The sequence below is a fragment of the Bradyrhizobium sp. RD5-C2 genome, from assembly GCF_019972155.1.
Lineage (GTDB): Bacteria > Pseudomonadota > Alphaproteobacteria > Rhizobiales > Xanthobacteraceae > Bradyrhizobium.
On record NZ_BOVL01000007.1, the window covers coordinates 259,906 to 274,223 of the forward strand.

16 protein-coding genes are annotated in these 14,318 nt (G+C 65.1%); 10 read left to right on the forward strand and 6 right to left on the reverse strand.

Features of this window, described 5'->3' with window-relative positions; all coding sequences use genetic code 11:
* Window positions 1–75: 75 nt before the first annotated feature.
* Window positions 76–549 carry a winged helix-turn-helix transcriptional regulator gene (locus BraRD5C2_RS06775; protein WP_223967523.1) on the reverse strand — a complete coding sequence of 158 codons (474 nt, stop codon included), beginning with the start codon at window positions 547–549 and terminating at the stop codon, window positions 76–78.
* A 109-nt stretch (window positions 550–658) separates the two neighbouring features.
* Here BraRD5C2_RS06775 and BraRD5C2_RS06780 point away from each other — a divergent pair, with 109 nt between their 5' ends.
* Window positions 659–1,432 (forward strand): SDR family NAD(P)-dependent oxidoreductase, encoded by a 774-nt coding sequence (locus BraRD5C2_RS06780; protein WP_223967524.1) that lies wholly within the window; start codon window positions 659–661, stop codon window positions 1,430–1,432.
* A 156-nt stretch (window positions 1,433–1,588) separates the two neighbouring features.
* Window positions 1,589–1,753, forward strand: a complete 165-nt coding sequence (locus BraRD5C2_RS06785; RefSeq protein ID WP_223967525.1) for a hypothetical protein — start codon at window positions 1,589–1,591, stop codon at window positions 1,751–1,753.
* 57 nt (window positions 1,754–1,810) lie between these two features.
* On the opposite strand, the gene BraRD5C2_RS06790 is transcribed toward BraRD5C2_RS06785, so the two are convergent.
* A complete protein-coding gene (locus tag BraRD5C2_RS06790; RefSeq protein WP_223967526.1) occupies window positions 1,811–2,419 on the reverse strand; it encodes an FMN-dependent NADH-azoreductase in 609 nt (202 codons plus the stop codon).
* Window positions 2,420–2,518: 99 nt separating this feature from the next.
* Between BraRD5C2_RS06790 and BraRD5C2_RS06795 the strand changes: the two genes are divergently transcribed.
* Window positions 2,519–2,917, forward strand: a complete 399-nt coding sequence (locus BraRD5C2_RS06795; RefSeq protein WP_223967527.1) for a winged helix-turn-helix transcriptional regulator — start codon at window positions 2,519–2,521, stop codon at window positions 2,915–2,917.
* A gap of 153 nt (window positions 2,918–3,070) precedes the next feature.
* Here the strand turns inward: BraRD5C2_RS06795 and dprA are convergent, their stop codons facing one another.
* Window positions 3,071–4,186, reverse strand: a complete 1,116-nt coding sequence (dprA, locus tag BraRD5C2_RS06800; protein WP_223967528.1) for a DNA-processing protein DprA — start codon at window positions 4,184–4,186, stop codon at window positions 3,071–3,073.
* A gap of 115 nt (window positions 4,187–4,301) precedes the next feature.
* Between dprA and BraRD5C2_RS06805 the strand changes: the two genes are divergently transcribed.
* Window positions 4,302–5,540, forward strand: a complete 1,239-nt coding sequence (locus BraRD5C2_RS06805; protein WP_223967529.1) for an amidase — start codon at window positions 4,302–4,304, stop codon at window positions 5,538–5,540.
* 115 nt (window positions 5,541–5,655) lie between these two features.
* On the opposite strand, the gene plsY is transcribed toward BraRD5C2_RS06805, so the two are convergent.
* From plsY to BraRD5C2_RS06820, 3 genes are all read right to left on the reverse strand, one after another.
* Entirely contained in the window at window positions 5,656–6,252 is a 597-nt protein-coding gene (plsY, locus tag BraRD5C2_RS06810) for a glycerol-3-phosphate 1-O-acyltransferase PlsY (protein WP_223967530.1), read from the reverse strand.
* Window positions 6,253–6,478: 226 nt separating this feature from the next.
* Complete coding sequence (locus tag BraRD5C2_RS06815; protein WP_223967531.1) at window positions 6,479–7,780, reverse strand: dihydroorotase; 1,302 nt, start codon at window positions 7,778–7,780, stop codon at window positions 6,479–6,481.
* A gap of 4 nt (window positions 7,781–7,784) precedes the next feature.
* Window positions 7,785–8,738, reverse strand: a complete 954-nt coding sequence (locus BraRD5C2_RS06820) for an aspartate carbamoyltransferase catalytic subunit (RefSeq protein WP_097673398.1) — start codon at window positions 8,736–8,738, stop codon at window positions 7,785–7,787.
* Between the two features lie 247 nt (window positions 8,739–8,985).
* Between BraRD5C2_RS06820 and BraRD5C2_RS06825 the strand changes: the two genes are divergently transcribed.
* From BraRD5C2_RS06825 to BraRD5C2_RS06850, 6 genes are all read left to right on the forward strand, one after another.
* Complete coding sequence (locus BraRD5C2_RS06825; protein ID WP_223967667.1) at window positions 8,986–9,738, forward strand: M15 family metallopeptidase; 753 nt, start codon at window positions 8,986–8,988, stop codon at window positions 9,736–9,738.
* A gap of 129 nt (window positions 9,739–9,867) precedes the next feature.
* Window positions 9,868–10,278 (forward strand): hypothetical protein, encoded by a 411-nt coding sequence (locus BraRD5C2_RS06830; RefSeq protein ID WP_223967532.1) that lies wholly within the window; start codon window positions 9,868–9,870, stop codon window positions 10,276–10,278.
* 35 nt (window positions 10,279–10,313) lie between these two features.
* Window positions 10,314–10,766, forward strand: a complete 453-nt coding sequence (locus BraRD5C2_RS06835; protein ID WP_223967533.1) for a hypothetical protein — start codon at window positions 10,314–10,316, stop codon at window positions 10,764–10,766.
* Window positions 10,767–10,900: 134 nt separating this feature from the next.
* Window positions 10,901–12,544, forward strand: a complete 1,644-nt coding sequence (locus BraRD5C2_RS06840) for an isovaleryl-CoA dehydrogenase (RefSeq protein WP_223967534.1) — start codon at window positions 10,901–10,903, stop codon at window positions 12,542–12,544.
* A 10-nt stretch (window positions 12,545–12,554) separates the two neighbouring features.
* A complete protein-coding gene (locus BraRD5C2_RS06845) occupies window positions 12,555–13,325 on the forward strand; it encodes a CPBP family intramembrane glutamic endopeptidase (protein WP_223967535.1) in 771 nt (256 codons plus the stop codon).
* 65 nt (window positions 13,326–13,390) lie between these two features.
* Window positions 13,391–14,149 carry a CPBP family intramembrane glutamic endopeptidase gene (locus BraRD5C2_RS06850; RefSeq protein WP_223967536.1) on the forward strand — a complete coding sequence of 253 codons (759 nt, stop codon included), beginning with the start codon at window positions 13,391–13,393 and terminating at the stop codon, window positions 14,147–14,149.
* The last annotated feature ends 169 nt before the right edge of the window (window positions 14,150–14,318 follow it).

Genomic DNA, 14,318 nt, shown 5'->3' on the forward strand with positions numbered 1-14,318 from the left:
GCGCACAGGCCGGGCGATGACAGTTGTGGATGAGGCCAAGCTTCGCGCTCTCGCGACGATGACGAAGGATGGCGTTTACGCCGATACGCGCCGCGCGCGCTTCACGGCAGGCCGCGGCTTCAACGTGGTATCGGCCGCACCCAACACGCGCCCGTCCTGCGACAACAGCGCGAGCTTCTTCACCGGCTTGCCCTTGTCGCGGTCGACCATGATGGTCGCGATCTCGTCCGGATGGTCGTCGAACTCCTCGGTCCACTGCCGGAGCGCGACCAGGATCGGAAAGATGCCGTGGCCCTTCGGCGTCAGGACATATTCCTGATAGGCGCTGCCGTCGGAGGCGGGGACCGTCTTCAGGATGCCGCGCTCGACCAGCGTGCGCAGCCGTGTGGTGAGGATGTTCTTCGCAAGCCCGAGGCTGGCCTGGAATTCGCCGAAGCGGCGCCGGCCGAGGCTGGCGTCGCGGATGATCAGGAGCGACCACCAGTCGCCGAACACGTCGAGCGCGCGGGCCACCGGACAGCTGTCGCCTGCAAGGCTGGTTCGTTTCACGACGCACGCTCCGAAAGTTGGGCCATCACGGTCTTGTGTGGTTGCAATATTAAACCTGATGCCCTAGGTAAGCAACGAAGTTTAATAATGCAACCAACTGGAGGCGGACATGAGACTGGCAAACAAGACGGCGTTAATCACCGGCGGCAACAGCGGCATCGGGCTTGCGACAGCAAGGCTGTTCGTCGCCGAAGGCGCCAAGGTCGTCATCACCGGGCGCAACAAGGAGACGCTCGCGGCGGCGGCACGGGAGCTCGGGCCGAACGCGTTCGCGGTGGTGGCTGACGCCACGGATATCGATGCGCTGGAAGCCGCGGTGAAGCAGGGCGCGGAGAAGTTCGGCAAGTATGACGTGCTGTTCGCCAATGCCGGCATTCCCGGCCAGACGCCGGTCGGCGGCACCACGCTCGCCGCATTCGAAAATGTGATCCGCACCAATCTCACCGGCGTGTTCTTCACGGTGCAGGCGGTCGCGCCTTATCTGAACGACGGCGCGTCGATCATCCTCAACGGCTCGGTGATTTCCGTGCTCGGCAATCCCGGCTATTCGGCCTATGCGGCGAGCAAGGCCGGTGTGCGCGCGATGGCGCGTGTGATGGCGTCAGAGCTGTCGCCGCGCAACATCCGCGTCAACGTAGTGGCACCGGGCGCGGTGCGGACGCCGATCTGGGGCGCGGCGATCGCAACGCCCGAAGCGGAAAAGGCGTTCGAGCAGCGCATCGGCAAGTCCACGCCGCTCGGACGTATCGGTGAACCCGATCACATCTCGAAGACCGTGCTGTTCCTCGCGTCCGACGACGCGGCGCACGTGCAGGGGCAGGAACTGTTCATCGATGGCGGTGCAACGGCATCGCCCGCGGGCGCGCCGATCTATCGCGGCTAGTTTGTTTCGCATTGTAACGAACGGCCGGTGTGAAGCAGTTCACACCGGCCGATTTCGCGCGCGACTACTATCGCGCGTATTGAACCTTTGACGTACTCGCCGGACTCCTGAATGGGCGGGAATTTTTTCACCACGGAATCATTTTGGAGTTCCTTCATGCCGAAAGCAGCCCGCATTGCGACGCCGATCCCGGTTTCGTCTACGTCCGAAAATGAAAATTCAGACTCAGCGCAGTTTGTGACGGTCGCGCTGTTTTCCGGCATCGGTTTGTTGATCTCGCTCGTCGCCGTCATCTTCGGCATTCAAGGCGTCTGGCTCTGACTTCATCCACCCGAAGCGGCCTGCCGCCACCGAGGTGACGGCAGGAATGTGATCACGTCAGGCGGCGTTCAGGCTGCCGGCGGCCTGCAGCGCGCCTGCAACGGCCTTCTCGCGATGCTCGGGACCGACCTGGATGCCGTCGGCGGGGATCAGCTCGAGATTCTTGACGCCGATGAAGCCGAATACCCCGCGCAGATAAGTCTCGAGGTGCTCGAGCGCGGCCATCGGCGTGTCGGCGCCGTAATAGCCGCCGCGCGAGATCGCGATGATGACGCGCTTGTTGCCGGCCAGTCCCTCGACGCCGGCAGCGCCATATTTGAAGGTCTTGCCAGCGACCACGATGCGGTCGATCCAGGCCTTGAGCTGGGAGGGAATGGTGAAATTGTACATCGGTGCGCCGATCACGACGATGTCGGCGCCAAGGAACTCGTCGAGAACCGCCTGGCCGGTCGCGATGTCATCGCGCACCAACGGGTCCGGCGCCGCGCCCTGGCCGGCGGCGAGGTGCAGGCCGGAGAGGTGGGCGAGCGGGGTCTGGGTGAGATCGCGGTAGCTCACGACCAGGCCCGGATTGGCTTGGCGCAGCCGCTCGACGGCGGCGGCCGAGACCTGGCGGCTGACGGAGTGGGGGCCGAGGACTGAGGAGTCGATGTGCAGAAGTTTCATGGCTGGGGTCACCTTTGGTATAGGTTTGTAACTGGCGCTATATGAGTGACTGCCCTAAATGTCCGCAAGAACGCACATTTTTGAAACCCGAGCACAAAAATGAGACCCGAGTACATCCGTGTACCTGCCCTTCCGCCCCTGCCTGACCAGGATCACAGCGATTGCCGCGCCGTCGCCTCCGTGCTGGCGCGGGTCGGCGACAAATGGAGCGTGTTCGTGATCATGATGCTGATGGAGGGGCCGAAGCGCTTCAACGAGCTGAAGCGCATGATCAACGGCATCTCGCAACGGATGCTGACGCTCACGCTGCGCGGGCTCGAGCGCGATGGCCTTGTCACGCGCACGGTGTTTCCGACCATCCCGCCGCGGGTCGATTACGAGCTCACGGATCTTGGCCGCGGCCTGGCGAAGCCGGTGAAGGCGCTCGGCGAATGGGCCTTCGCGCATCTGCCGGAGATCGAGGGCGCGCGGACACGGTTTGACGGACGCAACGAGTAGGGAGTGTTATCCGTCACCCTGAGGAGCGCGCTCTTGCGCGCGTCTCGAAGGGTCGACGGCCACCAGCCGGGCCGTGCATCCTTCGAGACGCCTGCTGCGCAGGCTCCTCAGGATGACGGTGACGGATTGGAATAAGTCACCCAAGCTGCTGCGTCAGATCATCGACACCAGCCCGCCACCGTGACGCTCGAGTCGGCCGGCGAGCTCGAGTTCGAGCAGCACCGCACGGACGACGGCGGGCGAGACATCGGCCATCCGGATCAGATCGTCGAGGCTGATCGGGCTCGGTCCGAGCAGATTGATGATGCGGGCGCGATCGGACGCATCGGTGGCAAAATCCAGCGGCTCGTCGTCTTCGCGCGCGGACAGCATGACGGGTCGCTCCATGATCGGCGTGACCGCGTTGATGACGTCGGCGGCTTCGGTGACCAGCGTGGCGCCTTGCTTGATCAAATCGTTGGCGCCGGCGGCGCGCGGATCGATCGGCGAGCCCGGCACCGCGAACACCTCGCGGCCCTGTTCGGCGGCCATCCGCGCCGTGATCAGCGAGCCCGAACGGTGCGCGGCCTCCACCACCACGACGCCGAGCGATGCGCCCGAGATCAGCCGGTTGCGGCGAGGGAAGTCGCGCGCCCGCGGCACGTGGCCGAGTGGCATCTCCGAGATCGCCGCGCCGCGCGCAACCAGGGCAGCGAGCAGATCCTCATGCTCCGGCGGATAGATTCTGTCATGGCCGCCGGCCAGCACGGCGACCGTGCCGCTTGCAATGGTCGCGCGATGCGCCGCCTGGTCGATGCCGCGGGCGAGGCCGGAGATCACGACAAAGCCGGCATCGCCGAGATCGCGCGCCAGCTGGCCTGCAAATTTCAGCCCGGCGCCGGACGCATTGCGCGAGCCGACGATCGCGATCATCGGTCGCATCAGCGTGTCGCGCGCGCCGCGCACGGCAAGCAGCGGTGGCGCGTCGTCGATGGTGGCAAGCCGCGCGGGATAGTGGACTTCCTCCGGCGCGACGAGGTCGATGCCGAATTTGGCGCAGGCCGCGAGCTCCGCGGCGGCATCGGCCTCGCTCGTGATGCGCCCGGGTCCCGATGCGCCGCCGCGGCGCGCGAGATCAGGCAGGCGCTCCAGCGCATGCGCCGCATCTCCAAAATGGCGGAGCAGCGATGCAAAGGTGCGCGGGCCGACATTGTCGGAGCGGATCAACCGGAGCCGGTTGAGCCGTTCGGTGTCGGTGAGTTCAGTGGTGCTGGGAGACCGGTCATGCATGCGGGGACTAGCTTCGCCCAACCTGGGATTGTGATCAACTGCGACGTTGGCGCAGCGACGCGCGGCGCGCTACAAGCGCTTGCCAAGAAGCCGTCAAGAAACAGGAAGTCTGCCGATGATTTCGCTTGCCGATCTCCAACGCCGCATCGCCTCCGGCGAATTGTCCGCCGATGCCGCTATCATGCAAACGCAGGACGCCATCGCGGCGCAGGACAAGACCATCGGAGCGTTCGTCCGCCATGACGCCACGGCGCGCGCGCAGGATGCCGGGCCGCTGCGCGGCATTGCTGTCGGCATCAAGGACATCATCGATACCGCCGGTTTCCCGACCGAGATGGGGGCTGCGATCTATCGCGGCCATCAACCGCGCGCCGATGCGCCTGTGGTGATGGCGCTGAAACAGGCCGGCGCCACCATCATCGGCAAGACCACGACCACCGCGTTCGCGGCGAATGATCCGACCGCAACGCTCAACCCGCACAATCACGCGCATACGCCGGGCGGATCATCGTCGGGCTCGGCAGCCGCGGTCGCCGCCGGGATGATCCCGCTAGCGCTCGGTACGCAGACCGGCGGATCGGTGATCCGGCCGGCGTCATTCTGCGGCGTCGCCGCGATCAAACCGAGCTACCGGCTGCTGCCGACCGTCGGCGTGAAGTGTTTTTCGTGGACGCTCGATACGGTCGGGCTGTTCGGCGCCGGCGTGCGCGATGTCGCGCTGGGGCTGGCTGCGATGACCAAACGGTCTGACCTGGTGGTGCCGTCGCAGATTGCGGCCCCGCGCATCGGCGTGGTGACGCAAGGCTTCGCCGGCGCGCCGGAACCATCCGGCGCGGAGGCGTTGCAGAAGGCCGCGCGGGCGGCGGAGCAGGCGGGCGCAACCGTGCGCGAGCTTGCGGTGCCCGAGATCATCGCCGAGGCGTGGCGGATCCATCCGGTGGTGCAGGAGTTCGAGGCACACCAGTCGCTCGCCTGGGAGTATGGCCAGAACTACGATGCGATGCCGCCGCTGCTGCGCGGCCGGCTCGACGAGAGCAAGGGCGACACGCCCGCCGAGTACGACGCAGCGATGGACGTCACGCTGCGTGCGCGGCAGGCGCTGTCAGCGATTCTTGGCGAGGTCGATGTGCTGCTGACGCTGTCGGCGCCGGGCGCTGCGCCGAACGGTTTGGCCTCGACCGGCGATCCCCGTTACAACCGGCTCTGGACCTTGATGGGCATGCCCTGCGTCAACGTGCCGACGCTGACCGCCGAGGGCGGACTGCCGGTCGGCGTGACCGTGATCGCGGGCTTTGGCGCGGATGCCAGGGCGCTGGCGGCGGCGAGTTTTGTCGAGGATGCGCTGAGGAAATAACCGCCGTCATTCCGGGGCTCGCGAAGCGAGAACCCGGAATCCATTTCACAGCGAAGATGCGGCCCAATGGATTCCGGGCTCGATGCTGCGCATCGCCCCGGAATGACGGAGAGAGTTATTTCTTTTCGCCGATCTTGCCTTCGGTGCCGGCCTGCAGGCGCTTGATGTTCTCGCGGTGCGTGTAGAACAGCAGCAGCGTCAGCACGGCGAACAGCGAGGCGAGCGCGTTGTGGCCGAACCACCACAGGAACAGCGGCGTCACGAACGCGGCGATCAGCGCCGACAGCGACGAGTAGCGCGTGGTGGTGGCGGTGCCGATCCAGATCACGGCAAAGATCAGCGCCGCCGGCCAGAACAGGCCGAGCAGTACGCCGAGATAGGTCGCGACGCCCTTGCCGCCATGGAACCTGAGCCAGACCGGGAAGAGGTGGCCGAGGAATGCACCAAGCGCCGCGAGCATTGCCGCGTTCGGGCCGTCGATCGAGCCCGCGATGATGACGGCGACCGTGCCCTTGAGCATGTCGCCGATCAGCGTCGCCGCGGCGAGGCCCTTGTGGCCGGTGCGCAGCACGTTGGTGGCGCCGATATTGCCCGAGCCGATGGTGCGCAGATCCTGCGTGCCGGCGAGCCTGGTGAGGATCATGCCGAACGGGATCGAGCCCAGCAGATAGCCGATCAGGAAGGCGGCCAGCAGCATCGCGTCAGCGGACATCGCGGTGGCTCCCCGGACGGTCGGTTAGGTCCATTTTGGACAATCCCGTCAATGAAATATTAACCATCGATCCGCACCATGGCCTTGGAAATGAGGGACCTTATCATGGCTTCTGTTCGCAGGCGGCTGGAGCAGGTTTTCTTTGTCGTTTACGTCGCGGCCATCGTCGTGGGAACGACGATGGAAGCAATGTCGCAACTCGCGGCGCGCTGAGTTCCGCGCCGACTTAGACGTGTTCGTACACCGTCCGTCCGCCGACGATCGTCCGGGTCACGCGGCCCGAGAAGCGGGCGTCGTCGAACGGCGTATTCTTGCATAGCGATTTGAGGTCGTCGCGGTCGAGCACCCAGGGGGTGTCGGCGTCGATCACGATCACGTCGGCGGGGGCGCCGGCGCGCAGCGTGCCACCGGGCAGGCCGAGCAGTTCCGCCGGCCGCGTCGACATCGCCCGGATTAGCGTCTTGAAGTCCATCTCGCCGTTGTGGATCAGCCGCAGCGCTGCCGGCAGCATGGTCTGCAGGCCGACCGCGCCACTCGCCGCTTCCGCGAACGGCAGCCGCTTGACTTCGACGTCCTGCGGATTGTGATCGCTCATCACGACGTCGATCAGCCCGGAGGCGAGGGCTTCGACCAGCGCCTTGCGGTCCTCCTCGGTGCGCAGCGGCGGCGCCAGCTTGAGGAAGGTGCGGTAGGGGCCGATGTCGTTCTCGTTCAGCGTGACGTGGTTGATCGAGACCGAGGCCGAGACGTGGAGCCCGTTGTCGCGGGCACGCTTGAGGATTTCCAATGACTCGATCGAGGTCAGCGACGCCGCGTGATAGCGGCCGCCGGTCAACCCCGCGAGCCGCATGTCGCGCTCGAGCATGATCGCCTCGGCGGCGGTCGGGATCCCGGCGAGCCCGAGCCGCGTGGCGAACTCGCCCTCGTTCATCACGCCTTCGCCCACCAGATTCGGGTCCTCGGTGTGGTGCACGATCAGCGCGTCGAAATCGCGGGCATAGGTCAGTGCGCGTCGCATCACCTGGGCGTTGGTGACGCTGCGGTCGCCATCGGTGAAGGCGACGGCGCCGGCGGCCTTCAACAGGCCGATCTCGGTCATCTCCTGGCCCTGCATGCCCTTCGTCAGCGCTGCCATCGGATGGATGTTGACGATCGCGGTGTCGCGGGCGCGGCGCAGCACGAAGTCGACGGTCGCCGAATTGTCAATGACAGGCGAGGTGTCGGGCTGGCAGATGATGGTGGTGATGCCGCCGGCGGCGGCGGCCTGGCTCGCGGATGCAAAGGTCTCGCGGTGGCTGGCGCCGGGTTCACCGACGAAGGCGCGCATGTCGATCAGGCCGGGCGCCACGATCTTGCCGGCGCAATTGACGATGTCGGTGCCTTCGGGGACGCCGGCGGCGCCGATGCCGCGCTTGGCATCACGGATCACGCCGTCGGCGATCAGGACGTCGCCCGGACCGTCGAAGTCGCGGGACGGATCGATGACGCGGGCGTTGGCGAGCAGGATGGGGCGGCGGTCAGTCAGCATGGCGTCACGCGTTCGGCAGGTTGCGGGCGAGCGCTTCGAGCACTGCCATGCGCACCGCCACACCCATTTCGACTTGTTCTCGGATCAGCGATTGCGCGCCGTCCGCGACGAAAGTGTCGATCTCGACACCACGGTTCATCGGGCCCGGATGCATCACCAGCGCATCGGGTTTGGCGTAACCGAGCTTCTTCTGGTCGAGGCCGAAATAGTGGAAATACTCCTGGCTCGACGGCACGAAGGAACCGTTCATGCGCTCGCGCTGCAGGCGCAGCATCATCACGATATCTGCGCCGTTCAGCCCCTCGCGCATGTCGCGCGCGACCTCGACGCCCATCCGCTCGATGCCGCGCGGCAGCAGCGTGGAGGGGCCCACCACGCGGACGCGGGCGCCCATGGTGTTGAGCAGGAAGATGTTGGAACGCGCTACGCGCGAATGCAGCACGTCGCCGCAGATCGCGATCGTCAGCCCCTCGATCCGGCCCTTGTTGCGCCGGATGGTCAGCGCGTCGAGCAGCGCCTGGGTCGGGTGCTCGTGGGCGCCGTCGCCGGCATTGATCACGGAACCGTCAACCTTGCGCGCCAGCAGCTCGACCGCGCCGGAGGCGTGGTGGCGCACCACCAGGATGTCGGGGTGCATCGCGTTCAGCGTCACCGCGGTGTCCATCAAGGTCTCGCCCTTGCGGGTCGACATCGATGACACCGACATGTTCATGACGTCGGCGCCCAGGCGTTTTCCGGCGATCTCGAACGAGGACTGGGTCCGGGTCGAGGCCTCGAAGAACAGATTGACCTGGGTGCGGCCGCGCAGACTGGCGCGTTTCTTGTCGACCTGGCGGTTGAGCTCGACATACTCCTCGGAGAGGTCGAGCAGGCCCGTGATGTCGTCAGCGGAAAGGCCCTCGATGCCCAGCAGATGCCGGTGACCGAGGACAAAAGTCGATTTCAATGATGGGGTCATTAAAGCGAGAGCTATAGGCGCGGATGGCCGGTGGGGCAAGCGCGAAGAGGGCCCGCAGGAGTTTTCCCCGAGTAAGATGGGGCTGGGTTTCTCCGCAGACATGCCCGGGCTTGTTGCGAGCTGTCCGGGCCTTGCTTTTGCTGGTTTTTCGGGAACAAGACGTGCACGGCTAGGTTCAGGCGGAGCATAGGCGAGGTGGTCCTCGGACGGCCATGCAGGCAAGACAGCGGAGCGAGAATTCGTGAAAATCGCCGTGATCGCATTGCTGGTCTTCGAGGTGATCTCGGGGGCGATCTCGTCCGCCTTCGCTCAGAACCTGCCCGGCGACTTCGCGTTCCTGCGCGACATCGATCCGACCATCATCCAGGACTTCCGCTACGCGACCTCCAATAATTTCATGGGGCGGCCGATCGCGGGCTATGGCGCGCCGGAGTGCGTGGTGAAGCGGGACGTGGGGCTGCGGCTCAAGGCCGTGCAGCAGGAACTGGCGCGGCAACGCCTGTCGCTGAAGATGTTCGATTGCTACCGGCCGGCCCGCGCGGTCGCCGACATGGTGGCGTGGTCGAGGAACGGCAAGGAGACCGCCGCCGAGCGGCGCTACAACCCGGCGTTCTCGAAGGCGGATCTGTTCCGCCTCGGCTACATCGCCACGCATTCGGGGCATTCGACCGGCGCCGCGGTCGATCTCACACTGGTTGACCTGACCGCGGACAATTCGCGCAAGTTCGATCCGGCCAAGGACTATGCCGACTGCACCGCGCCGGTCGCCGCGCGCGCCCCCGAGGGCAGCGTCGACATGGGCACCGGCTATGACTGCTCCGATGCGAAGGGCCATACCGCCTCCGGCGCGATCACACCGGCGCAGCGACGCTGGCGCAACCTTCTGGTCGCGGCGATGGCCCGCCAGGGTTTTGCCAACTATTCAAAGGAATGGTGGCATTTCTCGCTGCCGGGAGCGAGCGCGGCAGCCTATGATTTCCCGATCGCGCGGGCGCGCTAGTGCAGGATTTTCTTCAAATCCGGGACATTTTCGTAAGACAAGGCTTGCCATCGCAAAAGTAGCCGAATGCGCTTTCAACACTCCTTAATTGTGGCCGTATGAAGTGCGGGCATTGCGGGAGCAGAAAACATGCGTTGGGCTGTTGTCATTGTTGCCGTCGGTGCGTTCGGCATCGCGATCTACGACCAGTACGACAAGGGCGCGAACTATCAGCGCGTCGATGCGCGCATCAGCAGCGTCAATGACCAGTGCTATCTGGAAAAGGTCGAGCGTGGCGTCGTCACCAAGACGACGTTTACGTCGGACCTCACTCGCTGCGAAACCGCCGAGCTGCTGCGGAAGGAGCATCCGAAGTGGCAGGGCTATCACGTGATGCACAAGATCGAGGTGCGCGTCGTGTATGTCTCGCCCGTCGATGGCGTCTCGCATCAGTCGAGCCTGGAGATGTCGTACTTCCCCAGCGGCAAGCCGCTGCGCGCCGGCGAGGTTTTTCCGGTACTGGCCTCCAAGACCAAGGCAGACAAGACGCGCATGATCTGACCGTCACAGCGGTCCGACAGGATGGGAGTTCGACTATGCGTCTGGGGCTCTACGGCATCATCGCGATCGGCGTTGCGGGCCTCTATGCCTACATCGAGCTCGACAAGCGGATGAACTTCCGTCCGATCGACGCGCGCGTCAGCAGCGTCAAGGAGCAATGCTATTTGGAGAAGACCGAGGACAATCGGAGCTCGACCTCCGATCTGTTGCCTTGCGAACTCACCGAACTTCTGGCGCGCCACCATCCGAAATGGCAGGGCTCCGACATCAAGCACAAGATCGAGATCCGGTTTGCCTACATCTCTCCGGCGGACGGGGCCGCGCATGAATCGAACCTGCAACTGGCTGAATATCCGGATAACCGGCAACTGAGCCGCGGCGACATTTTTCCGGTCCAGGCTTCCAGGAGGGAGGCGAACCGGACCCGCGCCAATGACTGGGTCGACCGCTGGCTCGGCCGTCATGCGCCGAAGCATGGAAGCATCTAGCGGACGTGTACTTTTCGCTGCCCCGTGCCGGCTTGCAGGCTTATGATCCCCCGATTCCAGTTACGGTGCTGCTGCCGCCAACGAAGACCGTTGTCCGGGCATCGCGCGCAGTGCGACCAATCGCCGGGGAGACCATGACGCAGGCTCCGTTCGCCACCCACGATGTGTTCAACCAGTCGTCGCCATTTTGGGATGTCGACCTCTTCACGGCGGACGCGCCGCTCGCTGCCGCCGTCGTCGCCAATGGCGGGGCGCGCGCCACAGCGGAGCTGTCGGATTTCGGCAAGCACTGGGGATCGGCCGTCATGGCGGAGCGTGGCCGCGTCGCCAACGAGAACACGCCGAAGCTGCGAACCTTCGATGCCAGGGGCAACCGCCGCGACGAGGTCGAGTTTCATCCGGCCTATCACGAGCTGATGGCGCACTCGGCCCATGCCGGCGTGCACAACTCGACCTGGACCGCCGACGGCAAGCCGGCCGGCGGGGCCACCGAGGTGGTGCGCGCGGCAAGGTTCTATATCGCGTCCCAGGTCGAGACCGGTCATCTCTGTCCGATCACGATGACGCGCGCCTCGGTCGCGGCGCTGGCCTCGCAGCCGGACATTCTGGCGAAGACGATGCCGGTCATCGCCACGCGCGCCTACGATCCGAGCTTTGCGCCGTGGTGGACCAAGCGCGGCATGACGCTCGGCATGGGCATGACGGAAAAGCAGGGCGGCACCGATGTGCGCGCCAACATGACGCGCGCCGAGCGCGATGGCGACGCCTGGCGCATCACCGGGCACAAATGGTTCATGTCGGCGCCGATGTGCGACGCGTTCCTGGTGCTGGCACAGGCTGAGCAGGGGCTGAGCTGCTTCTTCATGCCACGCTTTGCGCCCGACGGCACGGTCAACGCGATCCACTTCCAGCGGCTGAAGGACAAGCTCGGCAACCGCTCCAACGCATCGTCCGAGGTCGAATTTCACGATGCTTACGCCGAGCTGATCGGCGAGGAGGGCAAGGGCATCCGCACCATCATCCAGATGGTGCAGCTGACGCGGCAGGATTGCGCGATCGCCTCCGCCGGCCTGATGCGCTCGGGGCTGGCGCATGCGCTCAATCACGCGCGGCATCGCAGCGTGTTCCAGAAGCATCTCGCCGACCAGCCGCTGATGCAGGCGGTGCTGTCGGACATGGCGCTGCATGTCGAGGCGTCGATCGCACTGGTGATGCGGCTCTGCCGCGCCTTCGATCGCGCACCCACCGATGCGGGCGAGGCCGCCTATATGCGGCTGCTGACGCCGGCGATCAAATACTGGACCTGCAAGAGCGCACCCGGCTTCCTCTACGAGGCGATGGAGTGCCTCGGCGGTAATGGCTATGTCGAGGAGGGCATTCTGGCGCGGCATTACCGGGAGTCGCCGGTCAATGCGATCTGGGAAGGCTCCGGCAACGTGATGTGTCTCGACGTACTCCGCGCGCTCGGCCGCGAGGCCGATGCCGCGCTCGCCGTGCTGCGTGCACTCGCCGAGGAGACCAGGGGCCTGCCTGGCGCCGCCGAGGCGGTTACGTCGATTGGACAATCCTTTCGCCGGCCGGACAGCGAGCGCATCGCGCGGCTTGCCGTCGAGAAGCTGGCGCTGCTGGCCGCCGCCGCGGCGCTCAACCAGGTCTCGCCGGGGAACGCCGAATTGTTTGCGGCGACACGGCTTGCCGAACGCCACGCCGGCATGTACGGCGCGGTGGACCTTTCCGATGCCGATCAGCGCGCGCTGCTGGCGCGGGCGCTGCCATGAAAGTTTGCTGATGGACGCACTCAATCCCGATACCCCGCCGGCTGCTATCGAACCGCCGCCACGTCCCCCTCGGGTGTGGAAGTTCTGGGGCACCGCGCTGTGGGGCCTTCTGATCTTCGCCGCGATGTTCCTCGGCCAGGTCGCGGTCATCGTCTACCGCATCATTGCGCAGGGCGGAGAACTGTCGGCGGCCGGCATCACCCATGTGGTCGCCGACGGTCTGACGATCTCGCTCTCGGTCCTCGCCGGCCTGCCGATGGTGCTGCTGGTGCTGTGGTTCGCGATCCGCCGGACCGGGATCCCGTTCGCCGATTACCTCGGGCTGCGCGGGACGTCGTGGAAGAATGTGATCATCGGCGTCGTCGCGCTCGGCGTGCTGGTCGGCGCCTGGGACATGGTGTCCCGCGCCGCCGGCCGCGAGGTGACGCCGGGCTTCATGGGCGACGTGCTGAAATCGGCACAGGAGCACAGCGCGCTGTGGCTTCTGGTGATCGCCTTTGCCGTGGCCGCGCCGCTCTGGGAAGAATTGTTCGCGCGCGGCTGGCTCTATCGCGGCTGGTCGGAATCCCGGCTCGGCCCCTATGGCGCGATCCTGCTGTCGTCGATCGTCTGGACCTTCATGCACCTACAGTACGACTGGTTCTTCCTCTGCGAGGTGTTGTCGATCGGGTTCCTGTTCGGCTATTTGCGCTTCCGCACCGGCTCGACTTGGCTGACCATCCTGCTGCACGGGCTGAACAATTTTGCGGCGACGCTGCAGACCTGGTGGCTGGCGGGCTAGCTGTCCCGTATGTTAGGTTGAGCTCAGGCCCACCTTCGCTGCAAAATTGTTGCAGAAAAATCCATATGTCGAACTTCGAAAATGCCGGTGCGCGGACATCTGCTTCGGCGCCGCCACTGCGGACCTGGGACTTCTGGGAGACGACACTCGTCACCCTGATTGCCTACGGCGTTTATATGCTGGCAGGAGGTCTAGCCGCGACATTCATCGTCGGGCTGCAAGACGGCGTAGCCAAGATGTCGCCGGCTCAATTCCAGGATTTCGCATCGCAAGGGAGATGGTTCGGCCCGGTCATTGCCATTGCGAGCCCGTTGACCATCGCCGTGCTGTGGATCGCGATCCGGAAGGCTGGCCGCGGGTTTGCCGAATATCTTGCGCTCAACTGGCCGAGCAGGGGTGAGGTAGTTCGCGCCCTGTTGATCTCTGCCATCATTATGGGCGCCGAGACCCTGAGCGGACTCCTCATTGGTTCAGAGTTTGGTACGCCCGATTCATTCCTGATTGTCAAAGGACCTGGCGGGTTACTGGCCCTCCTCATTGCTGTGTGCATTGCCGTGCCGATCATGGAAGAATTCATCTTTCGTGGATTCACGTTTCGCGGTTGGTCGGAGTCATTCCTCGGTCCGACGGGAGCCATCGTCCTTACATCAATCGCGTGGGCGATGATCCACACTCAGTACGATTGGTTTGGGCGCTTCTGGATATTCGTCTCAGGTCTTGCTCTCGGCCATTTCCGCTGGCGCAGCAATTCGACCTGGCTGACGGTCATTGCTCATTCGGCCATGAACATTGTCGCGTTTCTCTCGACGGGCCCTTACACCTAGGATTGTCTGCAACCAAGGAAGTTGCGACCGGCATCGTAGTGGTCGCCGCGATCGTCTGCAGCGTGATGGTCCGGAACCAGCAGCCGCGCGTCGCCGCCCATTGGGAACCCGACTGAGGGGGATGCAGGCGGCCCCCTCACAGTGCTATGATCTAGATCAATGAACGAGC